General features: G+C 60.0%; 23 protein-coding genes. 19 read left to right on the top strand and 4 right to left on the bottom strand.

Annotated elements, in window-relative coordinates; all coding sequences use genetic code 11:
- The first annotated feature begins 23 nt into the window (after nt 1–23).
- From DW171_RS02685 to ffh, 9 genes are all read left to right on the top strand, one after another.
- Entirely contained in the window at nt 24–521 is a 498-nt protein-coding gene (locus DW171_RS02685; protein ID WP_118270340.1) for an ATPase, read from the top strand.
- On the top strand, nt 521–1075 hold the full coding sequence (locus DW171_RS02680) for a DUF177 domain-containing protein (protein ID WP_118270339.1): 555 nt from the start codon (nt 521–523) through the stop codon (nt 1073–1075). The genes DW171_RS02685 and DW171_RS02680 overlap by 1 nt, the downstream gene beginning before the upstream one ends.
- Nucleotides 1076–1139: 64 nt before the next feature.
- Complete coding sequence (gene rpmF, locus DW171_RS02675) at nt 1140–1319, top strand: 50S ribosomal protein L32 (protein ID WP_022094017.1); 180 nt, start codon at nt 1140–1142, stop codon at nt 1317–1319.
- An 87-nt stretch (nt 1320–1406) separates the two neighbouring features.
- The gene (gene plsX, locus DW171_RS02670) at nt 1407–2426 is read left to right on the top strand and encodes a phosphate acyltransferase PlsX (RefSeq protein WP_118270338.1); all 1020 of its coding nucleotides are present in this window, start codon (nt 1407–1409) and stop codon (nt 2424–2426) included.
- Nucleotides 2427–2550: 124 nt separating this feature from the next.
- Nucleotides 2551–2793, top strand: coding sequence for an acyl carrier protein (locus DW171_RS02665; protein WP_055309519.1), 243 nt, complete (start codon nt 2551–2553; stop codon nt 2791–2793).
- A 3-nt stretch (nt 2794–2796) separates the two neighbouring features.
- Nucleotides 2797–3522: a ribonuclease III gene (gene rnc / locus DW171_RS02660; protein ID WP_089571704.1), complete on the top strand. Its 726-nt coding sequence runs from the start codon at nt 2797–2799 to the stop codon at nt 3520–3522.
- 10 nt (nt 3523–3532) lie between these two features.
- Entirely contained in the window at nt 3533–7069 is a 3537-nt protein-coding gene (gene smc, locus DW171_RS02655) for a chromosome segregation protein SMC (RefSeq protein WP_118270337.1), read from the top strand.
- Entirely contained in the window at nt 7069–7986 is a 918-nt protein-coding gene (gene ftsY / locus DW171_RS02650; RefSeq protein ID WP_118270336.1) for a signal recognition particle-docking protein FtsY, read from the top strand. Before smc ends, ftsY begins: the two co-directional genes overlap by 1 nt.
- A 10-nt stretch (nt 7987–7996) precedes the next feature.
- On the top strand, nt 7997–9472 hold the full coding sequence (gene ffh / locus DW171_RS02645; RefSeq protein WP_117816780.1) for a signal recognition particle protein: 1476 nt from the start codon (nt 7997–7999) through the stop codon (nt 9470–9472).
- Nucleotides 9473–9592: 120 nt separating this feature from the next.
- On the opposite strand, the gene DW171_RS02640 is transcribed toward ffh, so the two are convergent.
- Entirely contained in the window at nt 9593–10357 is a 765-nt protein-coding gene (locus tag DW171_RS02640; RefSeq protein ID WP_118270335.1) for a NifB/NifX family molybdenum-iron cluster-binding protein, read from the bottom strand.
- 166 nt (nt 10358–10523) lie between these two features.
- Here DW171_RS02640 and thyA point away from each other — a divergent pair, with 166 nt between their 5' ends.
- The 4 genes from thyA to DW171_RS02620 all read left to right on the top strand — a co-directional run bounded on the left by thyA (nt 10524) and on the right by DW171_RS02620 (nt 14402).
- Complete coding sequence (thyA, locus tag DW171_RS02635; protein WP_118270334.1) at nt 10524–11372, top strand: thymidylate synthase; 849 nt, start codon at nt 10524–10526, stop codon at nt 11370–11372.
- A gap of 9 nt (nt 11373–11381) precedes the next feature.
- Complete coding sequence (locus DW171_RS02630; RefSeq protein ID WP_118270333.1) at nt 11382–11900, top strand: dihydrofolate reductase; 519 nt, start codon at nt 11382–11384, stop codon at nt 11898–11900.
- Nucleotides 11901–12009: 109 nt separating this feature from the next.
- A complete protein-coding gene (locus DW171_RS02625; RefSeq protein WP_117629296.1) occupies nt 12010–12924 on the top strand; it encodes an RNA methyltransferase in 915 nt (304 codons plus the stop codon).
- A 125-nt stretch (nt 12925–13049) separates the two neighbouring features.
- On the top strand, nt 13050–14402 hold the full coding sequence (locus DW171_RS02620; protein ID WP_118270332.1) for an MATE family efflux transporter: 1353 nt from the start codon (nt 13050–13052) through the stop codon (nt 14400–14402).
- Between the two features lie 29 nt (nt 14403–14431).
- Here the strand turns inward: DW171_RS02620 and DW171_RS02615 are convergent, their stop codons facing one another.
- A complete protein-coding gene (locus DW171_RS02615; protein WP_255413383.1) occupies nt 14432–14887 on the bottom strand; it encodes a cob(I)yrinic acid a,c-diamide adenosyltransferase in 456 nt (151 codons plus the stop codon).
- A 122-nt stretch (nt 14888–15009) separates the two neighbouring features.
- Here DW171_RS02615 and ftsH point away from each other — a divergent pair, with 122 nt between their 5' ends.
- The 3 genes from ftsH to DW171_RS02595 all read left to right on the top strand — a co-directional run bounded on the left by ftsH (nt 15010) and on the right by DW171_RS02595 (nt 17877).
- Complete coding sequence (gene ftsH, locus DW171_RS02610; RefSeq protein ID WP_195363938.1) at nt 15010–16902, top strand: ATP-dependent zinc metalloprotease FtsH; 1893 nt, start codon at nt 15010–15012, stop codon at nt 16900–16902.
- A gap of 78 nt (nt 16903–16980) precedes the next feature.
- Entirely contained in the window at nt 16981–17442 is a 462-nt protein-coding gene (locus tag DW171_RS02605; RefSeq protein WP_118270330.1) for a DUF523 domain-containing protein, read from the top strand.
- A 207-nt stretch (nt 17443–17649) separates the two neighbouring features.
- On the top strand, nt 17650–17877 hold the full coding sequence (locus DW171_RS02595) for an IS3 family transposase (protein WP_369832458.1): 228 nt from the start codon (nt 17650–17652) through the stop codon (nt 17875–17877).
- A 115-nt stretch (nt 17878–17992) separates the two neighbouring features.
- Here DW171_RS02595 and DW171_RS02590 read toward each other — a convergent pair whose 3' ends face one another.
- Together DW171_RS02590 and DW171_RS02580 are read right to left on the bottom strand one after the other, a co-directional pair.
- Nucleotides 17993–18595, bottom strand: coding sequence for a Type 1 glutamine amidotransferase-like domain-containing protein (locus DW171_RS02590; protein WP_118270328.1), 603 nt, complete (start codon nt 18593–18595; stop codon nt 17993–17995).
- A gap of 515 nt (nt 18596–19110) precedes the next feature.
- A complete protein-coding gene (locus DW171_RS02580) occupies nt 19111–20193 on the bottom strand; it encodes an iron-containing alcohol dehydrogenase family protein (RefSeq protein ID WP_118270326.1) in 1083 nt (360 codons plus the stop codon).
- A 510-nt stretch (nt 20194–20703) separates the two neighbouring features.
- Here DW171_RS02580 and ileS point away from each other — a divergent pair.
- The 3 genes from ileS to DW171_RS02565 all read left to right on the top strand — a co-directional run bounded on the left by ileS (nt 20704) and on the right by DW171_RS02565 (nt 25316).
- A complete protein-coding gene (gene ileS, locus DW171_RS02575) occupies nt 20704–23481 on the top strand; it encodes an isoleucine--tRNA ligase (protein WP_369832457.1) in 2778 nt (925 codons plus the stop codon).
- A 222-nt stretch (nt 23482–23703) separates the two neighbouring features.
- On the top strand, nt 23704–24303 hold the full coding sequence (lspA, locus tag DW171_RS02570; RefSeq protein WP_233539076.1) for a signal peptidase II: 600 nt from the start codon (nt 23704–23706) through the stop codon (nt 24301–24303).
- Nucleotides 24303–25316 (top strand): RluA family pseudouridine synthase, encoded by a 1014-nt coding sequence (locus DW171_RS02565; protein WP_089571720.1) that lies wholly within the window; start codon nt 24303–24305, stop codon nt 25314–25316. Before lspA ends, DW171_RS02565 begins: the two co-directional genes overlap by 1 nt.
- Nucleotides 25317–25397 lie beyond the last annotated feature (81 nt).

Genomic DNA, 25397 nt, shown 5'->3' with positions numbered 1-25397 from the left:
TGTTACCTATGAAAGGAGACCGGATGCCGGGCGAGAATTATCCTGGCGATAGGATCGTCAGCTTGGTCGATGAGCTCGAAGGGCTGATCGAGGAAGCCAAGCCGCCTTTCGGCAAGAACGCTCAGTTCAAGGTCATCGACGCCGACGTGTTCTTCAACATCCTCGACGAGATCCGCATGAGCTATCCCGAGGAGTGGCAGAAGTCCCGCCGTATCCTTAAGGAGCGCGAGGAGCTTATGGCTTCCGCCGCCGCCCAGGCCGATTCCATCATCGCCGACGCTCAGCAGCAGGCCCTCACCATTGCCGGTGAGCAGGAGATCGTCCGCTTGGCACAGCAGCAGGCCGACGACATCCGCGATCGTGCCCAGCAGTACGAGCGCGAGACGCGTTATGCTGCCGAGGACTACGCAGAGCAGGTCTTTACGCACCTGGAGGAGAACCTCAAGAGCCTGACCGGCACCGTTACCCGTTGCCGTCAGCAGCTCAACGAGGGTGCCGCCCAACAGAATGGTCAGTGGTAATGGCTGAGTTCCCGAGCGTTACCGTCGATCTTTCCGAGCAGCTCGAGTTTCCTGGTGATTCGTATCCGCTGACCGGCAAGGTCGATGTTGCCACCTACACGGTGGGCGAGAAGGAGTACCAGCTACAGGACGGCATCGACTACGACGTTGTCTTTACCAATGCCGGTACCGGTGTCTTGCTCACGGGCATGGTTCGCGCGCACGCCATCGGCGAGTGCGACCGTTGCCTGGAGCCTGCCTCGTTTGATATCGCCGGCGAGATCGAGGAGTTCTACCTCTTTGAGGAGCCCGAGGATCCCGAGGCCTACGAGGACGGCTACGAGCTCCTGGGTGAGGACCGCATCGTCGATCTGGGTGAGCCCATCAACGACGCGGTCGTTATGGACACGCCGTTTGTCGTTCTGTGCAAGCCCGATTGCCGCGGTCTGTGCCCCACTTGCGGTTGCAATCTCAACATCGAGCAATGCGATTGCGCCGCCCAGGCAGAGGCAGAATGGGCCGCTGCCACGGAAAATCCATTTGCAGCATTGAAGAATCTCAAGCTCGATGAGTAAAACTGTGGTAGTATCGCTACTTGCGCGTAATCGCCACACTGGATAGTTCATAAGGAAGGTCACTATGCCCGTACCTAAACAAAAGCAGGGTCGTATCCGCACTCACACCCGTCGTTCCGCCAACATGAAGATTTCGGCTGCGGCTCAGTCCACGTGCCCCCGTTGCGGCGCTGTCAAGCTTCCGCACCACGTGTGCCCCAGCTGCGGTTTCTACAAGGACCGCGAGGTTATCGTTACCGAGTAACGGTATACTCTGGATGCGATGCCGTTCCAAATGGAACCACAATGGCCGGCTCAATGAGTCGGCCATTTTTGTATAAGGAGCATGTATATGAGTAACGTTCGCGTTTGTGTAGACGTTGTGGGCGGAGACGAGAAACCTCAGGTTGTTCTCGATGGTATCGAGGCTGCGCTTGCCGCCGATCCCGATATCGAGGTCTTGGCAGCTGGCCCCGCTGAAATCGTCAATCCCTTTGCTGCTTCCCATGCACGTGTTGAGGCTCTTGAGGCACCCGACGTTATCGCCATGGATGACGATCCCATTCGCGCCGTGATGACCAAGCGCAAGTCCTCGATCGTGCTTGCCTGCCGCGCCATCAAAAAGGGCAACGCGGACGCGTTCTTCTCCGCCGGCTCCACCGGCGCCATGACCGCCGCTGCTACCGCATACGTGACGCCGTTTAGGTATCAGGCCGAAGGCAAGAAGCAGCCGGTGCGCCCCTGTCTGACCAATGCGTTGCCCAATCGCGCCGGCGGTCTGACGGTGCTGTGCGATATGGGCGCCAACCCCGATGTCGAGGTCGATGACATGGTGCGTTTTGCCCAGATGGGTAGCGCCTATGCCCGCGTCGTCCTGGGCATCGAACATCCTCGCGTGGGCCTGCTTGGTAACGGCACCGAGGACGAGAAGGGTTCTAACTTTACCAAGGCCTGCTTCCCTGCTATGAAGGCCGCAGTTCCGGGCTTTGTGGGCAACTGCGAAGGCACCGACCTCACCTCGGGCAATTTCGATGTCGTTGTTGCCGACGGCATGTCGGGCAATATCGCTCTCAAGGCTACCGAGGGCGCTGCCAAGTTTTTGCTGCAGGAGCTCAAGGGCGCCTTTATGGCCTCGCTCGGCACCAAGATCGCCGCGCTGCTCATCAAAAAGCAGATGCGCGAGATTAAGGCCAAGCTCTCTGGTGATGCCAAGGGCGGCGCGATTCTTTTGGGCCTGCGTGGCGTGGTCCTAATCGGCCATGGCGCCACCTCGGTCGAGGCTGTTAAAAACGGTACGCTTGCGGCGGCCGAAGCCGTGCGCGCGGGGCTGGTCGAGAACGTCGCCAACTCCATGGACGGCATCGTTTTGTAAGAGCGAGTTAGAGCGCTGTTATGTGCCTCGCGGCCTGCTTCGTGGGGTAGAATCAGAACCGTGTCTTGGTACCGCCCGGGCGGTACCATTCTTTTGGTATTCATGCACTATGAGAGGAAGCGCTATGGACCGCTCCGAAATCTTCGACAAGATCGCCGAGGTCGCTGCTGACGTTCTGGGCGTCGATGTTGCCGAAATTAGCGATGAGACCACCTTTGACGACCTCGATGCCAACTCGCTCGAGCGCCTGCAACTGGTTACGGCTATCGAGGACGAGTTCAATCTCGAGATCGATGACGAGACCCTGCTCTCGCTCAACTCTGTCGCCGACGCCGTCGACGCGATCGAAAACGCCAGGGAGGCTTAGGTCTTGGCTTTATCCGAACGACTTACGCGCGCCCAGGAGATTCTGGGCCACGAGTTCAATGACAAGGTGCTGCTGCGCGCGGCCCTTACGCATCCTTCGGCCGTCGAAGGCCAGCCAGTCTCGGCAAGCTACGAGCGCCTTGAGTTCTTGGGTGATTCCATTTTGGGCGCCGTTGTTGCACGCTCCCTGTTTGTGTCCTATCCGGAGTTTGACGAGGGCAAGCTCACGCGCCTGAAGGTGTCCCTTGTCTCGGGCGCCACGCTGTCCGAGGTGTCGCACGAGCTGGGTATCGATGACATCATCATCTTTGGTGCCTCCGAGACCGGTACCGGCGCGCGCGGCCTGCACTCGGCGCTCGAGAACGTCTACGAGTCGCTCGTGGGCGCGCTGTATCTGGACGCCGGCTGGGATGCCGCGGCGGAGTTTATCCACCGTACGCTTAAGCCACATTTGGCATCCGAGCGTGCCGAGCACCCTGCGAACCCCAAGTCGTATTTGCAGGAGTGCGTGCAGGCCGACGGCCACGAGCCTCCCGCGTACAAGCTGGTCGGCTCCGAGGGCCCTGCGCATGCGCCCACCTTTACCGCCGTGGTGTTGATCGATGGTATTCGCCAGGGTCGCGGCTCCGGCTCCTCAAAGAAGGAAGCCGAGGGAGCCGCTGCACTCGAGGCACTTGACCGCATGGGCTACACCACCAACGGCGTGATTCTCAACAAGAAGCCTGTTTAAGCGAGGAACCGTGTATCTCAAGTCCCTCACGCTCAAAGGGTTCAAGTCGTTTGCCGACCGCGCCCATATGACGTTTGAGCCGGGCCTGACCGTCATCGTCGGTCCCAACGGCTCGGGAAAATCGAACATCTCTGACTCGATTCTGTGGGTCCTGGGCGAGCAGAGCGCCAAGCAGCTGCGCGGCCAGGCCATGGAGGATGTCATCTTCTCGGGCTCGTCAGCGCGCAAGCCGGTGGGTGTCGCCGAGGTCACGCTGGTGCTCGATAACTCGGACCATATGCTGCCCGTCGACTTTGACGAGGTCGCCATCACCCGTCGTATGTATCGCTCGGGCGAAAGCGAGTACCTCATCAACTCGAGTCCGTGCCGCCTGATGGACATTCAGGACATCCTGCACGATTCGGGTTTGGGCAAGGATACGCATTCCATCATCAGCCAGGGCAAGCTCGACGCCATTTTGCAGAGCCGCCCCGAGGAGCGCCGCGCCCTCATCGAGGAGGCCGCCGGCATTTCCAAGCACAAACGCCGCAAGGAGCGTGCGCTCAAAAAGATTAAGTCGATGGACGAGCACCTGACGCGTGCCCGCGACATCAATAAGGAAATCGCCCGTCAGCTGCGACCTCTGGAGCGTCAGGTCGATCGTGCGCGCAAGTACAAAGAGCTGTCCTCGCGCGCGAACGAGCTTACGCAGATGCTAGCCGTCGACGAGCTGCGTTCGCTGCAGTCGCAGTGGAACGACTTGGAGAGCCGCTCCAAGGAAGGTGCCGCCGAGCTGGAGCTTGCGCAGTACCGCTTGGGCGAAAAGGAACGCGAGCTCGAGAAGCTCCAGGTCATGCTCGAGGAAAAGGGCCTGTTTGTGGGCGATCTGGGCGAGCAGCGCCGCCATATGCAAGACGTGGTCGGCCGCATTAACTCCGATATGCGCCTGCTCGAGGAAAAGGGCCACAACATGGTGTCGCGCCTGTCCGACATGCGTGGCCAGATCTCGAGCTCCGAGCATCAGCGTCGTCGCGTGGTCGAGGAGCTCGAGGACGCGCGTGCACAGCTTGAGGAAGTGACCGGCGCGCACATGCAGGCCCAGGAGGACGTTGACGCCGCTGGTCCTGCCGCCGCTGAGCTCCACGAGCGGCGCGTGGCGCTCGACAATCAGATTTCGCAGCTTACGCGTGAGCAACGCGATGTGCAGCGTGTGGCCGATAACGCGGCGCTCGAACTCGCCAAGGTGAAGGACTCGCTGAGCAACGCCGAGGTCGAGGACAACATGTACGCCTCGCGCCTGGAGCAGATTGATGAACAGCTCGAGGAGGTTACAGCATCGCTTGATAGCCGTCGCGACCGTGCTGAGGAGCTTGAGAGTGCCCTTGAGGCGGCTCGTCAGGCCCAGAACGATGCGCGCGAGGCCACCGAGGTCGCCCGTGCAGCCCTGAAGGACTTGCGCAATCGTGAGAGCGAGGCGCGCAACAAGCTGTCCGAGGTGCGCTCGGAGCTTGCCAGCCAAAAGAAGCTTGATGCCCGCATGGCAGACAGCTCGCCGCTGGTGAGCCGTCTGATGGGCGCACTGGGCGATGATGTCTCAGGCCGTCTGGGCGACGTGCTCGAGGCTCCTCGTGAGCTTGAGGGCCTGGTCGAGCAGCTGCTTGCCGGCGATATCGATGCCCTACTGTTTGATGACGCCGCTACGCTTGAGCGTGCCGGTCGTGCTGCTCTGGACCAAAAGAAGGCCTCGGGCGAGGCACTGCTGATGGCGCGCGGCGTGAGTGGCTCTGCTGCCGCCGAGGGCGCTGCCGGTACGCGTCTGGTCGATCGTCTGTCCGTGCGCTCCGGTTATGGCCCGGTTGTCGAGGCCCTTCTTGGCGGCTATTACGTGGTCGATGACTTGGCTGCCGCGTTGGCTGCCCCTGTCGTTGACGGTGTGACTTACGTGACCCCCGATGGCGCCCGCGTCGCCTGCGGCGGCCTGGTGCGTGTGGGCCTCGATGCTGGCGAGGCGTCGGGTGCCTTGGAGCGCAAGCGTCGCATTCGCGAGCTGGAGGGCCTGGAGCCCGATCTAGCTGCTGTGTTTGAGCATGTGTCGGATCAGGTCGTCGAGGCCAATGCGGCCGTTGAGGAGGCGCGTGCCGCCGAGGGCGATGCCGCCGGCGAGATCGCCCGTCTTGAGGGCGAGCGCCGCTCGCTGCTCTCCGAGATTGGCCGCCTGGAGCAAAGCGCCTACAACGCCGAGGTCGAGCGCGTGCGCATCTCCAAGCGCCGCGAGCAGGCCGCCGAGGCCGTTCGCGCTGCGAGCCCGCGCGTTGACGAACTCACCCGTTCGCGCGACGAGGCCCGCGCGCAGGCAGGCGACCTGGGTCTCCAGATTGCCGAAGCCAACGACGAGCTCGATCGCGTGCGTCGTGACGATTCCGAGGCAGCCGGCAAGCTCGCCGATGCCAAGGTCCGCCTGGCTCAGACGAGCGAGCGTCTGCGTTCGCTGAAGGGCCGTGTGCCCGACTTGGAGCATCGACTCGAGGGCATCGACCGCCGTATCCGCGGAACACGCCAGGCCTCGCGCTCACTCGAGCTGCTGCGCCTGCGTGTCGACCCCATGCACGAGCGCTATTCGGCCCTGCTGGATCGCGCATCGGATTGGGCCGCGCGTCTGCGTGATCAGGCTTCGCTCGAGGAGGCGGACTCGGCCTCGCTCAAGAAGACCATCGAAGACGCCAAGGCCGAGGTCTCCCGCGCCAAGGAGCGGGTCGATGCCGCCACGGCGACGCAAAACGAGTTCAAGGTTTCCCGCGGCAAGCTCGAGGTGCAGGTGGAGGCGGCCATCAAGGCCATTACCGCCGATGGCACTACGGTGCTCGAGGAAGCGCTCATGCTTCCTGCTCCCACCGACCGCGACGCCGCCGAGCGCGAGCTCAACCAGCTCGTGCGCCAGATTAACAACCTGGGCCCTGTGAACCAGGTTGCCATGGAGGAGTACGAGCAGCTCAAGCGCCGCGCCGATTACATCGAGGAGCAGCTGGCCGATCTGGAGAGCGCGCGCAAGGCGCTCACCAAGATTACCGTGGCCATCGACCGTAAGATGCGTAAAGCCTTCTTGGTGACCTTCGAGAAGGTCGATGCGAACTTCCGTGAGATCTTCGCCATGCTGTTCCCGGGTGGCCAGGCTCATCTTGAGATGACCGATCCCGAGCATCCTGCCGAGACGGGCATTGAGGTTGTGGCGCAGCCGCGCGGCAAGCGCATTACTAAGATGATGCTCATGTCGGGTGGCGAGAAGAGTCTGACGGCGCTCGCCCTGCTCTTTGCCGTGTACCGCACGCGCACGGTGCCGTTCTATGTGCTGGACGAGGTCGAGGCGGCGCTTGATGACGCCAACCTGTCCAAGCTCATCGGAGCCCTCGATGTGCTGCGTTCCGATACACAGCTCTTGGTCATTTCGCATCAGCGCCGTACTATGGAGGACGCTGACGTTCTCTATGGCGTCTCGATGCAAGCCGACGGCGTCAGCCGCGTCGTCTCGCAAAAACTCGATCGCGAAACCGGAAAGGTCGTGAATGCATAATGGGATTCTTTGACGCTCTCTCGCGCGGACTTGAGCGCAGCCGCGAGGCCCTCAACGAGGTCTTCTACTTTGGCGGCGAGGTCGACGAGGACTTTTGGGAGGACCTTGAGGACACCCTCGTCATGGGTGACATGGGTGCCGAGGTCGCTATTCAGGTCTCCGATGACCTGCGCGATGCTGCTGCCAAGAAGAACCTCAAGACCGCCCCGCAGCTTCGCCGCGCTCTGGCCGAGCAGCTCGAGGGCCATTTTGTGCCTGTTGAGCGTGATCCGTTTTCCGATACGCCGAGCTGCGTGCTGTTTGTGGGCATCAACGGCGCCGGCAAGACCACAACGGTCGGCAAGATTGCGAGCGCCATGGCTGCCCGCGGCAAGAACGTGGTGATCGGTTCTGCCGATACCTTCCGCGCCGCCGCCATCGAGCAGCTCGATGTGTGGGGTCAGCGCGCCGGCGTCCCCGTCATCAAGCGCGATCGCGGTTCCGACCCGGCGAGCGTGTGCTACGACGTGCTCGATGAGGCCGATAAGCGCGGCAGCGACCTGGTGCTGATCGACACCGCCGGTCGTCTGCACACAAGCCCCGAACTCATGCGCGAGCTCGCCAAGGTGGCCAACGTGACGCGTAAGCGCGCCGCAAATATGGCCGCCGGTCCCATGCCGGTCTCGGTCGTGCTTGTGATCGATGCCGCCACTGGCCAGAACGGTCTGAACCAGGCGCTTGAGTTTAACGAGGCGCTGGGCCTGGACGGTATTATCATGACTAAGCTCGACGGCACGGCTAAGGGCGGTATTGCCATGGCCGTGGCCGAGAAGCTCAAGCTCCCGATCCTGCGCATCGGCGTGGGCGAGCAGGTCGATGACCTGCAGGAGTTTAACGCCAAAGATTTCTGCCGCGCCCTGGTGGGCGAGTCCAATTAAGGAGTGACTAGTGTTTGATTCTCTGAGCGATCGCCTCAACGACACATTTGACCGCTTGCGCGGCAAGGGTAAACTGACCGAGGCCGATATCACTTCGGCCATGCGCGATATTCGCATGGCGCTGCTCGAGGCCGACGTTAACTTTAAGGTTGTCAAGGAGTTCGTTGCCAAGACCAAGGAGCGCTGCATGACCGCCGAGGTCATGGAGTCGTTGTCGCCGGCGCAAAACGTCGTCAAGATCGTGCTCGACGAGCTCACCGAGATGCTCGGCTCAACCGAGAGCAAGCTCGTCTTTAGCAACCGCATTCCCAATGTCATCATGCTCGTGGGCCTGCAGGGCTCCGGTAAGACCACGGCTGCCGTAAAGCTTGCCTACCTGCTCAAGAAGCAGGGCCGCTCGCCGTTGCTCGCCGCGTGCGACGTCTACCGTCCCGCCGCTGCCGACCAGCTGGCCACGCTCGGTGGAGAGATCGGCGTTCCGGTCTTCCGCGGCGACGGCGCGCACCCGGTCGACATCGCCAAGGGTGCCATTCAGGAGGCCGTCGACCACCTGCGTGACGTGGTCATTGTCGATACCGCCGGTCGTCTTCAGATCGACGAGCAGATGATGCAGGAGGCCGTCGACATCAAGAAGGCCGTCAAGCCCGACCAGGTGCTGATGGTCGTCGATGCCATGACCGGCCAGGATATCGTTAACGTCGTCTCGACCTTCGCCGATCGCACCGACTTTGACGGCGTGATCATCTCCAAGCTCGACGGTGACGCCCGTGGCGGTGGCGCACTTTCGGTGCGTCAGGTGACCGGCAAGCCCATCAAGTTCGTGAGCATGGGCGAGAAACCCGATTCTCTTGAGCCGTTCTATCCCGATCGCATGGCCAAGCGAATCTTGGGCATGGGCGACGTCGTCGGCATCATCGAGAAGGCCCAGGAGGCAGCCGATGCAGAGCAGCTCGAGGCTGCCGAGCGTATGCTGCGCGAGGGCTTCACCATGAACGACATGCTCGACCAGATGAAAGCCGTCAAGAAGATGGGCGGCATGAAGGGTATCCTGGGCATGCTCCCCGGTGGTCAGCGTGCACTCAACCAGATGGGCGGCAACCTGGACGAGGGCATCTTCGATAAGAACGAGGCCATCATCATGTCGATGACCAAGGAGGAGCGCCTGCGTCCCTCCATCATCAACGGTCAGCGTCGCGCGCGTATTGCCAAGGGCGCCGGCGTAACCCCCACCGAGGTCAACAGCCTTATGAAGCAGTGGGGCGAGATGAATAAGATGATGGGCCGCATGCGCACGATGGCCAATCAGGCACAGGCCGGCGGCAAGAAGGGCAAAAAGGGCAAGAAGGGCAAAAAGATGCGCATGCCCAATATCCCTGGGCTGGACGCTATGGGTCTGGGCGGCATGGGCGGCCTGGGTACGGGCGGTCCCAAGTCCGATATGGAGCTGCTGCGCCAGATGGAAGCGCAGATGCGTAATAAGAAATAGAGCTGTAATTCCAGCTTGATATGGCAAAGGCCACTCGGATGCTACCGGGTGGCCTTTGTTGTTGGCTTTGATTGTTGGGTTGCGTTCGGCTTCGCGCCCCGAGCTCGCGGTGCCGTGCCGTTAGTGGCAGCCGCAGCCCTCGTGGCCTTCGTGGTCGTGGTGGCCGTGGCAGCCGCAGAACCCGCCATGCTCATGGGTGTGCTCGTGGTCGTGGCTGTGGCAGCTGCACGTGGCCTCGCCGTTCTGTGCGAGCGTGCCGGCGATAAGGGCCTCGACGCAAGCGTCGCAGCTGCCCTGGGCACCTGCGTATACCGTGATGCCGGCTTGAGCAAGCGCGTTGATAGCGCCTCCGCCGATGCCGCCGCAGATGAGCGTGTCCACGCCGCCGTTGGCGAGCAGGCCCGCAAGTGCGCCGTGGCCGGTGCCGCCGGTGCCCACGACCTGCTCGTTGAGTACTTTGCCGTCCTGAATGTCGTAGATCTTGAACTGCTCGCTGCGGCCAAAGTGCATAAAGATGTTGCCGTTGTCGTACGTGGTTGCCACCCTCATGGTGCCGACCTCCTTTGCTGGCCATGCGGCCGTTGTCGTGGTGATGGGGGAGTATGCGATGTTACCGCCTTCGATGACGATCGCCCGTCCGTTGACCAGCGCGTTTGCCACCTTGCGATGCGCGCGGCTGCAGATTGCCGCCACCGTGGCGCGGGCAATGCCCATCTGCTGTGCGACTGCCTCTTGGTTAAGGCCTTCCAGGTCGCACAGGCGCAGTACCTCGAGTTCGTCAATCGTCATGTCGATGGCGTCTCCGCTCGCCAGGCCATCGGGGGTAAAACCGCGATATTCGGGGATGATCCCAACGCGACGCAGTTTCTCGCGTCTTCCGGCCATACGCACTCCTTATCTGACATATGTCAACAATAGAATAACGAACGTGCAGATTTACGCAAGGGATTTCTGGCATATGTCAGAAAACGAGGGCTTATGTTTGGGCTGTGGGGCCGCGTGCGCCTGGGCTACAATGAATCTCGCTTATAGGCGACTGACAGGAGGGTCAATGAGCAAGGCTGATCAACAGTTTGTAACCATGTGCCGCGATATTCTGGACCATGGCACCACCACCGAGGGCCAAAAGGTCCGTCCGGTGTGGGAGGACGGCACCCCTGCCTATACCATTAAAAACTTTGGTGTCACGGCACGCTACGACCTGCGCGAGGAGTTTCCGGCGCTTACCCTGCGTCGTACGGCCCTCAAATCTGCCATGGATGAGATCCTATGGATCTATCAAAAGAAGTCCAATAACGTGCATGACCTCAACAGCCATATTTGGGATGAGTGGGCCGACGAGACCGGTTCCATCGGCAAGGCCTACGGGTATCAGATTGGGCAGAAGAGCCATTATGCCGAGGGCGATTTCGACCAGATGGACCGCGTTCTGTACGACCTTAAGAACACGCCGTACAGCCGCCGCATTATGACGAATACCTATGTGTTTAGCGACCTGTCCGAGATGCACCTGTATCCGTGCGCCTACAGCGTGACGTATAACGTGACGCAGCGCCCGCAGGATGACAAACCGACGCTCAACATGATTCTCAACCAGCGCAGCCAGGACATTTTGGCCGCGAACAACTGGAATGTGTGCCAGTACGCCATCTTGCTGATGATGGTCGCGCAATCGGTCGATATGATTCCCGGCGAGCTGCTGCATGTGATCGCCGATGCCCACATTTACGACCGTCATGTCGATATCGTCCGCGAGCTTATCGAGCGTCCGCAGTTTGCCGCGCCTAAGGTAACGCTTAACCCCGATGTACATGACTTCTATGCGTTTACGACCGAGGATCTGATCGTCGAGGGCTATGAGCACGGCCCGCAGGTCAAGAACATCCCCATTGCGGTGTAGGTGACGCGCATGACGTGTAAGCTTTCCGCCATTGTCGCCGTGTGTGACGATTGGGGCATTGGGTGCGAGGGTGACATGGTCGTGTCTAATCGCGCCGACATGCGTCATTTTGTGGCGCGCACCAAAGGCTGCCCGGTCATTATGGGACGCAAGACGCTGCTGAGTTTTCCCGGCGGGCGTCCGCTCAAGAACCGTCGTAATATCGTGCTCACGCGCGATGAGGACTATGCTGCCGAGGGCGTCGACGTGGTGCATAGCGTCGACGAAGCGCTCACCGCGGTAGCCGATGAGCCCGTTGCGTGGGTGATCGGTGGCGGTGAGGTGTATCGGCAGTTTTTGCCGCATTGCGCCGAGGCCGAGGTCACGCATAACCACTGCGTCCATCCCGTGGACACGTACTTTCCCGACTTGGACGCCGATCCCGCGTGGGAAGTTGCGCGGCGCGAAGGGGTTGCCACGATTGCCGCGGGCGAGGGTGACGAAGGCCTCGATTATGAGTTCGTGACGTATCGTCGCGTTGAGGCGTAAATCTCCTATTTGCCCACGGTATTATCGGGTTGGAATGATTGAGGGGCGGCGCTTGGCGTCGCCTCGTTTGATATAGATGCTGCTGTAAGAAGGGTGCGGGCTGGCTGCTATGACTGATGCCGTTGAGGTGCTGCGAATCGATTCGCTCGAGGACGAGCGGCTTGATGCCTACGTGCGACTGACCGAGCGTGAGCTGCGCTGCGTGCTGGAGCCGCAGAAGGGCATTTTTATCGCCGAGAGTGCCAAGGTCATCGAGCGTGCGGTGCGTGCCGGATACGAGCCGGTGAGCTTTCTTTTGGGTGAACGCTGGCTCGACCAGATGATGCCGCTGTTTGAGCGCTTGGTTGTGCGCGAGGGAGCGGGTCCGGTCCCGGTGTTCGTGGCCTCGATGGAGCTCATGGAGCAGTTGACGGGCTTTAACGTGACGCGCGGTGCGCTCGCGGCGTTTCGTCGCCCGCGTCAGATTCCGGTCGATGAGTTCTTGGGTGGCGTTGTCGAGGCGGCGGGGGAGCGCCCTGTGCGCGTGTGCGTGCTCGAGGGCATTGTCGACCACACGAACGTGGGCGCGATTTTCCGCTCGGCTGCCGCGCTCAATGTCGACGGCATTCTGGTGAGCCCTACGTGCTGCGACCCGCTGTATCGTCGCTCGGCCCGCGTGAGCATGGGCACCGTGTTTCAAGTGCCGTGGACGCGTATTGGCAGTGAGGCTCGCGTGTGGCCACATGATGGCCTGGCCGCGCTTCATGATGCCGGTTTTTCGTGTGCCGCTATGGCGTTGACGGATGATTCCGTTTCGCTGGACGATCCTGTGCTGCAGAAGATTGATCGCTTGGCGATTTTTATGGGTACCGAGGGTGCCGGCTTGGGCGCCAAGACCATTGCCGGCTGCGACCGCGCCGTGCGTATTCCGATGGCGCATGGGGTCGATTCGCTCAACGTGGCCGCGGCAAGTGCTGTTGCCTTTTGGCAGCTGTGTCCGCATGTGAGCAACGAGTACCACTACCAGCCGGGGCTGTATCACTAGGCAGATATTTCGCACCGGGCTCTGATTCGGGGTGTATCGGCCGATCCCGGTCGGTGCTAAGCTGGTATTGGCTTTGGTCTTAAATTGCCGTTTTATTGTTTGACGTACGCTGGTGGGGAGGGCGTGTGGCTAAGAAATCTACGGCTATCGATGTGACGCAGGGTGTCATTTGGCAGCAGCTGCTTTCGCTGTGCGTCCCTATCTTCTTTAGCTCGTTTTTTCAGCAGGCTTACACGCTTATCGGCACCTATATCGTCGGTCAGTTTGGCGGCAAGCTTGCGCTTGGCGGCATTCAAGCCACGATGGTGCTCACCGAGCTCTGCATTGGTTTTTGCGTTGGCGTTGGCGCCGGTTGTGCCGTTATCACGGGTCAGTTTTTTGGCCAGCACGATAGCGAGCGTCTGAGCCGTTCGGTCCATACAGCCATGACGCTTGCTTTGGTGGGCGGCATCGTCGTTTCCATTCTTGGCATGGTTTTTGTCGAGCCCATGCTGGTGTTGATGAATACGCCGCACGAGCTACTTGCCGAGGGCGTTGCCTATGCTCGCTGTTATTTTGCCGCGATGGTTGCGGCACTGCTGCTTAATATGGGAACCGCACTGCTGCGTGCCGTGGGGGATACGCGCGGTCCCGCTGTGATCATTGCCTCTGGCTGCCTTGTTAACGTGGTGCTGGATATCATCTTTGTTGCTGTGTTGCATATGGAGGCGCTGGGCTGCGGCATCGCGGTAGCGCTGACCATTTGCTCCAATGCAACGATGATCGTGTTGCGCATGATGCGCGCTCCGGGTGCATGGCGTCTTTCGCTGTCTAAGCTCGGCATCGATCGCGGTATTTGTAAGAGTATGATCTCGTGCGGTCTGCCACTCGGTTTTCAATCGGCTGCCTATTCGATCTCGAACGTGCTGATCCAGATGTCGGTCAACTCGTTTGGTGCCGATGTCACCACGGCATGGGGTCTATCTGGGCGCCTGGATGGCATTATCTGGATGGTGACCGAGGCGCTCGGCGTATCGATCACTACGTTCTCGGCGCAGAACTTTGGCGCGCGTAATTACGAGCGCATGCGCAAGGGCTACCACACGTCGCTCGTGCTTTCGTTTGCGCTGATCGGTGGCCTCTCTGCCGTGCTGATGGTGTTCTCGGGCCCGTTGTCGCGTCTGTTTGTCGACGATGCTTCGATTTCGGCGTACACCACGACGATTCTTCATTTCATCGCGCCGTTCTACGCGATCTTCTCGATTATCGAAAATGCGTCGGGCTCCATTCGCGGCGCCGGCGTGAGCTTGCAGCCCATGCTGCTCACGATTTTTGGCACCGTCGTGCTCAGGGTGATCTGGGTGTTTGCGATTATGCCGTTCGATCCGTCGCTTGAGCACCTGCTGCTGGTTTACCCCGTAACCTGGCTCATCACGGCCACGATGTTTACCATCTACCACCACAGCGGCAACTGGCTCGGCCGCGCCACCGCCAAATGATCCGTTTTCCTCCGTCCCCTTCGGATCATTTAGTATTCGATGCCTTGGCGGGCTAGGAGGCCTTCGTCGAAGTAGTGTTTGACGGGGCGCATTTCGGTAACTAGGTCGGCAAGGTCGGCGAGGGGCAGCAGGCCGCGGCCGGTCAGCACGAGCTCCATGGTGGTTGGTTTCATCGCGATCAACGCTTCGACATCTTCGCGCGTCACAAAGCCCCGTCGCATGGCCTCGCCAAGTTCATCCAAAATCAGAACGTCGACCTGTGATATCTGCTCGCGCGCCAGCTCCATGATCTGTGCAGCGCAGGCTTCGGGTGTGTCGCGGTCGGCTTGTACGATGCGTAGCCCCAATCGAGGAGCTGCGTCATGTTCGGCGCAGTGCAGCTTCTTGGCAAACTGAAGCATGAGTACGTTAAGTCCATAGCCCGTGGCGTGCAGCGCGAGCCCCAGCGCAGCCGTCGTCTTGCCCTTGCCGTCGCCCGTATAGATTTGAACCTTGCCGACTCCCAGTGATGCCTTCTCTGTCCTTTCGTGCCCGGCGTCGGTTTATCGCCGTCCGGGTTGGGTATTCTAGAAAACATTATCAACCCCAGTAGATGGAGTTCAAGCAGATGGAGATGGATGACAATAAACGTAGACGGAATATGATCCTCTACGTGCTCATCGCCTTCGTCGTCTACCTCGTGCTCTCGACCGTTCTGTTCCCCAACATCGGTCACACGCAGCAGATTACGAAGACCGATTACTCGACGTTTGTCAAAGCGCTCGATAAGAAGAGTGTCGACAAGGTCGAGTACAACACGGACGATTACACGATTTATTACACCAAGAAGGGCGAGGACGAGAATATCGCCTACAAGACGACCGGTGTGCCGAATGACGCTGGCTTTACCGATCGCGTGCTTGAGTCCGGTGCTTCGCTTGAGTCGGTCGTTCCCGATAAGAACTCGGGCCTGATGACCTACTACCTGCTCACCCTCATTCTTCCCATGGCGATTTTCTTCCTGATTGGCTGGTGGCTCAACCGCCGCATGAAGAAGGCCATGGGTGATGACGGCCCGTCGATGAACTTTGGCGGCGGCGGTTTTGGCGGCGGCGGACTGGGTAAGTCCGGCGCGCGCGTGATCGCCTCCAAGGACGTGGGCGTGACCTTTAAGGACGTCGCCGGCCAGGAAGAGGCCAAGGAGTCTCTCAAGGAGGTCGTTGACTTTCTGGAAAAGCCGCAGCGCTACGAGGAAATCGGCGCCAAGCTGCCGCGCGGCGCTCTCCTTGTTGGCCCTCCGGGTACCGGTAAAACCCTGCTTGCCAAGGCTGTGGCCGGCGAGGCGGGCGTGCCGTTCTTTAGTATTTCTGGTTCTGAGTTTGTTGAGATGTTCGTTGGCCGCGGCGCCGCTAAGGTTCGCGATCTGTTTAAGCAGGCCAAGGAAAAGGCCCCGTGCATCGTCTTTATCGATGAGATTGATACCATCGGCAAGAAGCGCGATGGCGGTGGCTTTAGCGGCAACGACGAGCGCGAGCAGACGCTCAACCAGCTGCTGACCGAGATGGACGGCTTCGATAACCACAAGGGTATTGTCGTTCTCGCTGCTACCAACCGTCCCGATAGCCTTGACCCGGCCCTGCTGCGCCCCGGCCGCTTTGACCGCCGTATTCCCGTTGAGCTGCCCGACCTGACCGGACGTAAGAACATTCTTGAGCTCCATGCCAAGAGCGTGAAGACGCAGCCGCCGATCGACCTGACCGCGATTGCCCGCGCCACGCCCGGTGCCTCGGGCGCCGACCTGGCCAATATCATCAACGAGGGCGCCCTGCGCGCCGTCCGCGAGGGTCGCAAGCGCGCGACTCAGGATGACTTTGAGGAGTCGGTGGAGGTCGTCATCGCCGGCCAGCAGCGTAAGTCCACGGTTCTGTCCGACCACGAGAAACAGGTCGTGTCCTATCACGAGATCGGCCATGCCATCGTTGCCGCCCGCCAGAAGGGTTCTGCGCCGGTTACGAAGATCACCATCGTGCCGCGTACGAGCGGTGCTCTGGGCTACACCATGCAGGTCGAGGAGGACGAGCGCTTCTTGACCACGCGCCAGGAGGTGCTCGACAAGCTCGCCGTCTACTGCGGCGGACGTGCTGCCGAGGAGCTCATCTTTGGTGAGATGACGACTGGCGCGGCCAATGATATCGAGCAGGCCACCAAGCTCGCCCGCAACATGGTGACGCGCTTTGGTATGTCGGAAGAGTTTGGTATGATGGCGCTCGGTACCGTTCAGAATGCCTACCTCAACCAGGACACGTCGCTCACCTGTGCCCCCGGTACGGCCGAGCGCGTCGACGCGATCGTCGCCAAGCTGATCGAGGACGCACATGACCGCGCCCTGCAGATCCTCAAGGAGAACAAGTTTAAGCTCCATGAGCTGGCTCGTTATCTGTACAAGAAGGAGACGATCACGGGCGAGGAGTTTATGAATCTCCTCACGCGTGAGAATCCGCTGATGCCAAAGCAGCAGTAATACTAGTTGCGCAGTGTCGATCGCCCCATTTGAGTGTTCATCTCAAATGGGGCGATTTTGCGTGAGGAGAGTTGTTATATGAAGATCGTGGTAAGTGCCTGCTTGATGGGCGAGAACTGTAAGTATAACGGGCTCGACAACTACCATCGCGAGCTGATCGAGGCTTGCAAGCGCACGGGGGCCGAGGTCCTGCTGGTGTGCCCCGAGGTCTTTGGCGGCCTTCCCACGCCGCGCAAGCCATCCGAGATTGTGAACGGCGAGGTCCGTACCTGCGAGGGCGTCTCGATCGATCGCGAGTTTCGCCTGGGCGCAGAGCGCGCACTCGATATGTGCGAGCAGGCGGGCGGCCCGTCCGAAATCGCTGCGTGCATCCTTCAAGATCGTAGTCCCTCGTGCGGCGCGGGTCGCATCTACGACGGAACGTTCAGCGGTACGCTCACTGCGGGCAACGGTGTTTTTGTCGACCTACTGCTGCACCACGGGTATCGTGTGATTCCCGCAAGTGAGTTCGACCCCAGCATGCTGGAACATTGTCCATAGCACTCGAACCCAACACTTCCTCACGGGTGACCGTTTTGGCATCATCCGTGAAGTTGATATTGAGTACGACCCGGTCATCAAAGACGTAGACCGAGTTGACAGGCGCCGTACCCAGGCAGCCCCTCCCCGCGGCCCTCGCGCAGGAACGCGCACACGGCCTTCCCGTCTCTTGCGCCCCTCCCGGAACTGTCCACATCAGTGTAGCCAATCCAGTCCGCCAAGGGCTGCAGCCCGGACAACGCCGCGATGGAGGGCTTCTTCGGCCTGCTCAAGAAGGAGTTCTGGCACGGCAGGGACTGGTCGGACTGGACCCCCGCCAGCTTCATCGAGGAGCTCGGGGGCTGGATCGGTCGATACAATACGGAGAGGCGCAGCGATGCGCTCGGTGGCCGCACGCCGGCCGAGTTCCGCTCCGCGCTGGGAAGGGCCGCGTAACGGTCCAAGAAATCGTCCGCAGTCCCCATTCTTGCCCCTTTGGGAGAGCTTCTTGTTGGGGCGTGCCCGCCCCAAACCCTGCTAGGAACGAGTACAGCAAACTGGTATTTTCAAATTAGTCTTTGCAAATTACCTTTGAACATTCACCATCAATTACAATTCCCTGACGGTTGTTAATTGGGCATAGATTCAAATCCGAAAACTCAGTCATTATTTTCTCGGTGACTTTCTTAAATGGTGCTGTAAAATAATGCGGAAGAACATAGAAATCAATCAAATTAAGCCCTGCATCATCTTCTTGTGAGTAGTCCTCCGGCTTTTCATCCATTTGCTCGATATATTGGATGCTTGGAGCGCATACAATCGCACCTGCCGATTCACCAATCATCAGTTTTCCCTTTGCCAATTCTTTCTTCAACAGCTCATCCGTTCCCGTTTTACGGAGCTGGTCTATAAGGAAAAAAGAATTTCCGCCGGTAAAATAGATCACATCCGCATCTTCAAAAAGAGACTGTATCGTTGAATAAGCCTCCGTTGAAATGTCAATCTCAGTTACGATTGCTCCCAACTTTTTGAATAATTTTCGAGCCGAGCCGACATAACCGGTGTAGCCTTCACGCAGCGAAGCTGTTGGAATAAATGCGACTTTTTTATTTTCAATTTCTTCCTTTATCAGACTCCCTACACTTGAAAAGTGAGAACATAAAAACAGTTTCATCAATATTCTCCTTTATATATAAATTCTTATTTGTTGAACTAAGCCGTGTATACCATACTCTCCAATGAAAGAACGCCCTGATATAGCGAAATTTTGCCGTTTTCCTGCGTACGTGCGTACACACTCCACAGGAATTCTAAGGGGCCTGCCCCCTTAGCACACGGACTTTGGAACAAAGTCTAGTGTGTTACGCCTTGCCAGAGGTGTACAGGCTCCCGGTATGCACGTACGATGCAATTGCCATCAATGCGCCATATAAGTGGCGATTAAGTTCGCATAAAGCGACCTTGATCCCGAAAAACAAAAGGCAGGATACCATCACCACGATGATACCCTGCCTCTGTTCGTTCCTGTTTACCGTTCCGAGTAGTCCTTCCGCAGGATTACCGATAAACAAAAAACATACCCGAGCCCTTTCTCGTAAAGAATCGGGTTCGAGTACGAACTGAATGCTAGAGCAATAAAAAAACCACCACAAAGGTGCCCGCCCCCTTTGTGGTGGTTTTGGGCCAGTCCTAGATTGTGTGGCCGTAAGCGTTGGCAGCCTTGATGGCGGCGGCGAATTTTTCGTCGGTGAAGGGCTCGGGGTTTCCCTGCTTCCACTCGTTGGTGGCGTGCGCGTATTCACACAGGGCGGGGATAGCGGCCTCGGAAAGCCCGACCTGCTCAAGCGTTACGGGCAGCCCCATCTGCTTGTTAAAGGCGGCGTAGCGCTCAAGGTTCTCGGTGTCGCCCGTGTAGGCAAAAAGCACGAGCACGCCCAGGCTCACGACCTCGCCGTGCAGGTAGGTGCCCTCGCGCGGAATGCTGCACGTGGCGTTGTAGAACGCATGCGCCACGCTCGAGTTGTAGTAGTAATCGTTTTGGTTGGTCAGGTTGGAGACATAGCCTGTGTTGACCACGATATCGAGCGCGATTTGCTTGACGGCCTCGGAGGATAGGTCCTGGCGGACGTCCTCAAGACCCTGCACGCCATAGGTAAACAGCGGCTCGGAGCAGGTGTGTGCGAGCGCCAGGCCAAGCCCTGCCGTGTGCTCCAGGTTGCCGGCGCTCGTGGCGTACTCGACCTCGGGCTGCTTGGACAGGGCATCACCCACGCCGGCCCAGAAGTACTCCGCCGGAGCCTCGGCGATGATCTTGGGGTTGATGAAGATGTGCGCGGGGCGGTTGGGGTACGAATAGCCCTCGAGCGAGCCGTCGTCGTTGTAGACAACGGCAATGGCGGTCGCGGCCGAGCAGTTGGAGCAGATCGTCGGGACGGTGAAGACGATCTTCTTGAGCTCAATGGCAGCGGTCTTCACGGTGTCGAGCGCCTTGCCGCCGCCGCATGCGATGAGCACGTCGGCTTCCTGGCAGGCAGGGGAGTTCACGACCTTGGCGATATTGGCACGCGTACTGTTGGTGCCATAGACGCGCGTCTCCAGAACCTCGACATCGGTACCTTCAAGCGCCGCCGCGATACCCGGCAGCGCCGCAGCCAGGGCTCGCTTGCCGCCAATGATGGCGACCTTGGTCGCTCCGTACTCTGCCAGTGCGGCGGGCAGCTCGATAAAGCAATCCTCGCCAACGGTGTAGTCGCTCATTCCGATCGTGCGCATAGCAACCTTCTTTCGTTCGATAAAGTGCTTACAGGTATTTTGCTCCAGGAGAAAGTCCACGGCCGCAAGAAATTTCGAACGTATAAAACCAGTGTTGAGGGTTTTTCGCTGGCGCGGAACGTGCTAGCATACTCCGCATAAGCGTTGATGGGGACGAGTAGTCGGCCGTCCGCATGCTACAGAGAGCGGGGAGCGCTGAGAACCCGTGCATGCGACCGATGAAAATCACCCCGGAGCTGCGGTCCCAACGGACGTGCCGCGCAGGTTCGTCTTAGTAGATATCGCCGAGATGGTCGTCGATACAGGCCAGCCGAGTAACGGATGCGAGCGCGCGAATACGCGGGCGAGGGCATCTAAGCTGGGTGGTTAAGCGAAGAGCTTTTGCGGGCGTACAGTCCGTTTTGCGGCGCTTCGTCCCAGCTTGTAGGGACGGGCGCTTTTTTGGTGCCCAGAGGGCGTGCGCGCCCATGACATGAAAGGGGTACCGTGGCAAACGAGTACAAGCAGACGATGAATCTGCCCAAAACCGGATTTCCCATGCGTGCCGGTCTTTCCAAGTCCGAGCCCAAGCGACTCAAGGACTGGCAGGACAACAAAGTCTACGAGCAGGTTCTGAAGAAGAACGAGGGTCACAAGAAGTTCGTGCTGCACGACGGCCCTCCGTATGCCAACGGTCCGATCCACATCGGCCACGCCATGAACAAGATCTCCAAGGACATGATCAACCGCTACTGGATGATGCAGGGCTATGAGGTTCCCTATGTCCCCGGTTGGGACTGCCACGGTCAGCCGATTGAGCACAAGGTCGAGGAGAAGCTCGGCACCGAGAAGTTCAACCAGACTTCCACGGCCAAGATCCGTGAGCTCTGCAACAAGTTCGCTGTCGAGAACATCGAGCTGCAGAAGGCCGGCTTCCGTCGTCTGGGCGTGCTCGGCGACTGGGACAACCCCTACCTGACGCTCTATCACCAGCATGACGCTGCCGACATCGAGGTCTTTAAGGCCATGTTCGACAAGGGCATGATCTATCGTGGCCACAAGCCGGTTCACTGGTGCAAGCACTGCCACACCGCGCTGGCCGAGGCCGAGATCGAGTACTCCGACGAGACGAGCCCCTCCATTTTCGTCCGCTTTGAGATGACCTCCAAGCCCGCCGGCCTCGAGGGCTTCGATGGCCCGGTCGACTTTATCATCTGGACGACCACGCCGTGGACCATTCCCTCCGACCAGGCCGTTTCCCTTAAGCCCGGCGCCGCCTATGTCGCCGTTGAGCACGATGGTCGTGCCGAGGTCATGCTCGAGGACCTGGCTCCCAAGTGCTGCGAGGAGTTTGGCTGGGAGTACACCCCGGTTATGGTCGACGGCAAGCCCTACGTGGTTCCCGCCGAGACCTTCCACCACATCCACTACAAGCAGCCGATCTTTGACGGTGTTGAGGGCGTGGCGCTGCTGGCCGATTACGTCGGTGTCGATGACGGTACCGGTATCGTCCACAACTCGCCCGGCCACGGCGTCGACGACTACTTTGCCTGCCTCAAGGAGGGCATTACCGACATCTGCATGCCAGTCGATGACGACGGCAAGTTCTACACCGGTGAGGAGTTTGGCACCGGTGGCCCCTTCAGCGGCATGGATACCGACGAGGCCAACCCGCACATCATCGAGTTCCTGCGCGAGCGCGGCACCCTGGTCCTCGAGAAGAAAATCACGCACAGCTACCCGCACTGCTGGCGCTGTAAGCACCCGGTGCTCTTCCGTGCTACCGACCAGTGGTTTGTCTCGATGGACAAGACGGGTCTGCGTGAGCAGGCTGGCAAGGAGGTCCGTGAGAACGTCAAGTGGTATCCGGCTCACGCCGCCAACCGCATTGGCGCCATGGTCGAGCAGCGTCCTGACTGGTGCATCAGCCGTCAGCGCAACTGGGGCGTGCCTATCCCCAGCTACACCTGCGCCGACTGCGGCGAGAAGGTCATGAACGACGCCACGCTCGACGCCGTCATCAAGCTCTTCCACGAGAAGGGCTCCGACGCCTGGTTCACCGACGCTCCCGAGAGCTACCTAGGCGAGGCCTGCGTCTGCCCCAAGTGCGGCGGCCATCACCTCAAGGCCGATAAGGACATCCTCGACGTGTGGTGGGACTCCGGCGTCTCCTGGAAGGCTGTCTGCGAGTATCGCCCCGAGCTTGAGTACCCGGCGGACGTGTATCTCGAGGGCTCCGACCAGCACCGCGGTTGGTTCCAGAGCTCACTGCTTACCTCGGTGGGTGCCAACGGCCACGCTCCGTACAAGGCGGTCGTCTCGCAGGGCTTCACGCTCGACGGCCAGGGCCGCAAGATGTCCAAGTCGCTCGGTAACGTCATCGACCCCAACAAGGTCTGCGACGAGATGGGCGCCGACATCATCCGCCTGTGGGTCGCCTCCGTCGATACCAGCTCCGACGTGTCCATCGACCACGAGATCCTTGCCCGTACGTCCGATGCCTACCGTCGTTTCCGCAACACGCTGCGCTTCCTGCTCTCCGAGCTCGAGGGTCAGTTTGAGCCCGAGACCGACGGCGTCGCCTTTGCCGACCTGCTGCCGCTCGACAAGCTCATGGTTGCCCGCCTGACTCAGGTCCAGGCCGAGGTTGACGATGCTTATGCCAGCTACGAGTTCCCGCGCGCTTACCGTGCACTCTACGACTTCGTGGTTACCGAGCTCTCCAACGTGTACCTCGACGCCCTGAAGGACCGTCTGTACTGCGAAAAGCCCGGCTCGCTCGAGCGCCGCAGCGCCCAGACCGTGCTGGCTGAGCTTTTCTCGATGCTCATGCGCGACCTGCAGCCGATTCTGTCCTACACGGTCGACGAGGCCATGGCCTATGCGCCCGCCGGCTGCGTCGATCACCAGAAGTACGCCGCGCTGCTCGATTGGTACAAGTCGCCCATCACGATCGACGAGGCCAATGAGTTTGAGGGCGTGCTCGAGGCTTCACTCGAGCTCCGTAGCGCCGTGACCAAGGCCCTTGAGGATGCCCGCTCCGCCGGCACCTTCACTAAGAGCCAACAGGTCCGCGTCAAGGCGGTCGTTCCCGCCGAGATGTATGCGCTGCTGACCGGCGACAAGGCCGTCGACCTGGCCGAGTTCTACATCGTCTCCGCTGTTGAACTGACCCAGGGCGAGGAGCTCTCCGTTGCCATTGAGGCTGCCGAGGGCGAGTGCTGCGACCGTTGCTGGAACTACCGCACCACTGTCGGCGAGTACAACGGCCACGCTCACATCTGCGAGAGGTGTGCGAATGCCCTTTAAGGCACGGTAACTCGGCATTTTAGTTATAGGGAGAATTTGGGCGCCTTCGGCCCATTTGCTCCGCTGAATAAAAGCGGCATTCCGTTTTTCGGAATGCCGCTTTCGTTTTTAGCTGGTTATTTCGCTTGCGTTGGTGGATATGTCGTGCGTTCTGCGTGTGGCAATATAAGATGGTTAATTGCGTTAAACGTAATTCGATGTTTTTGAGGGTAGGGGATTGATTTGGGTCGTTCTGCGGATATGACGCCGCCTTTGCGTTGGCGGTTGGGTGTTGCTGGTAGCGTGGCGTTGGCCGTGCTGCTTGTTGACCAGCTGACCAAGCTTGCGGTTCGTGCCGTCGGCGATGCTCTGCATGTGACTATTATCCCCGGTGTGATCGACTTCCTTTTCGTGCGTAACATCGGTGCTGCCTTTAGCATGGGCGAGGGACATGGCCTCGCGTTTGCCGTGCTGGCGTTTGTCGTTATCGTTGCGATCGCGGTGTACTTGCTTCGCGCGCCCCAGCTTGCTCGCTTTGAGGTTGTGGGCATGGCTATGGTCGTGGGCGGCGCCATTGGCAATGCGATCGACCGTCTGGCTTTTGGCTTTGTGACCGATTTTATTGCCACCACCTTCATCGACTTCCCCGTCTTCAATGTGGCCGATGTCGGCATTACGGTCGGTGTGGTGCTTGCCCTCATCGGCTACATGTTCTTGAGTCCTGCGGCCCGTGAGGTCGACGCGACCGCCGAACTCAACGCCCGTGACGAGGCCCGCGCTAAGCGCAAGGCCCAGCAGCGTGGGGAGCGTGCCCGCAAGATTCGCGAAAGGAGCGAGCGCTAATGGCCGACATCCATATCCTTGTTGCCGACGATGCCGCTGGTCAGCGTCTTGACGCCTATCTGGGCGCTAATGACGGCTGCCCTACGCGCTCTGCCTGCGCGCATCTGATCGAGGGCGGTGCCGTTGCCGTCAACGGCGAGACATGCCTGTCAAAAAAGTATGCCGTGCGCTCCGGCGACCGTATTTCGGTCGATTTGCCCGAGCCGCACGATCCCACCGATGTGATTCCCGAGGCCATTCCCCTCGATATCCGCTACGAGGACGACTACCTCATCGTGCTCTCCAAGCAGCGCGGTCTGGTGTGCCATCCCGCCCATGGCCACGAGAGCGGCACCCTTGCGAACGCCTTGGTCTATCACTGTGGCATTGACCATCTGGGCACCGTGCAGGGCGAGGACCGCCCCGGCATCGTGCATCGCCTGGATCGTGACACCTCGGGCCTTATGCTCGCGGCAAAAGACGACGACACCCAGCGCGCGCTCCAGAATCTCATCCGCACGCGCACGCTCGACCGCCGCTACATTACGCTCGTCCACGGCCACATTGCCATGGACGAGGGCACCATTAACACCGGCATTGCCCGTTCTACGCGCGACCGTGTCAAGATGGCGGTTTCGGACGATCCTTTCGCGCGCCAGGCCATTACGACCTTTAGGGTCCTCGAGCGCTTCGATTCCACGCGTTTTGACGATGGCTATACGCTCGTCGAGTGCCACCTGTTTACGGGTCGCACGCATCAGATTCGCGTGCACATGCGCCATATCAACCACGCCTGCGTGGGCGATCCGCTCTACGGTAAGTGCGATGCGCGTGCCGACCAGGGTTTGACCAGGCAATTCCTCCATTCCTGGCGTGTGGCGTTCGATCATCCCGTGACGGGGGAGCGCATTGAGTGCCGCGATGAGCTGCCGTGGGATCTCGCCGCCGTTCTGGATGACTTAGCCCCGCGCTCGCTCGGCCGCACTGCCGCCGGCGACGAAATCGTTCCGCAGCTCGGTCTGCTCGAAGCCTAACCAGTATTAGGTGGTTTCTTGAACTCGGTTAGCCTACGGTAAGATATACGGTTGTTTACGTAACGCGTTCTCGGGAGCCTG

It is taken from the genome of Collinsella sp. AM15-2, assembly GCF_003471985.1.
Taxonomy (GTDB): domain Bacteria; phylum Actinomycetota; class Coriobacteriia; order Coriobacteriales; family Coriobacteriaceae; genus Collinsella.
Note: the sequence above shows the minus strand (reverse complement) of the source record. Positions and strands in the feature narration are given on the sequence as shown.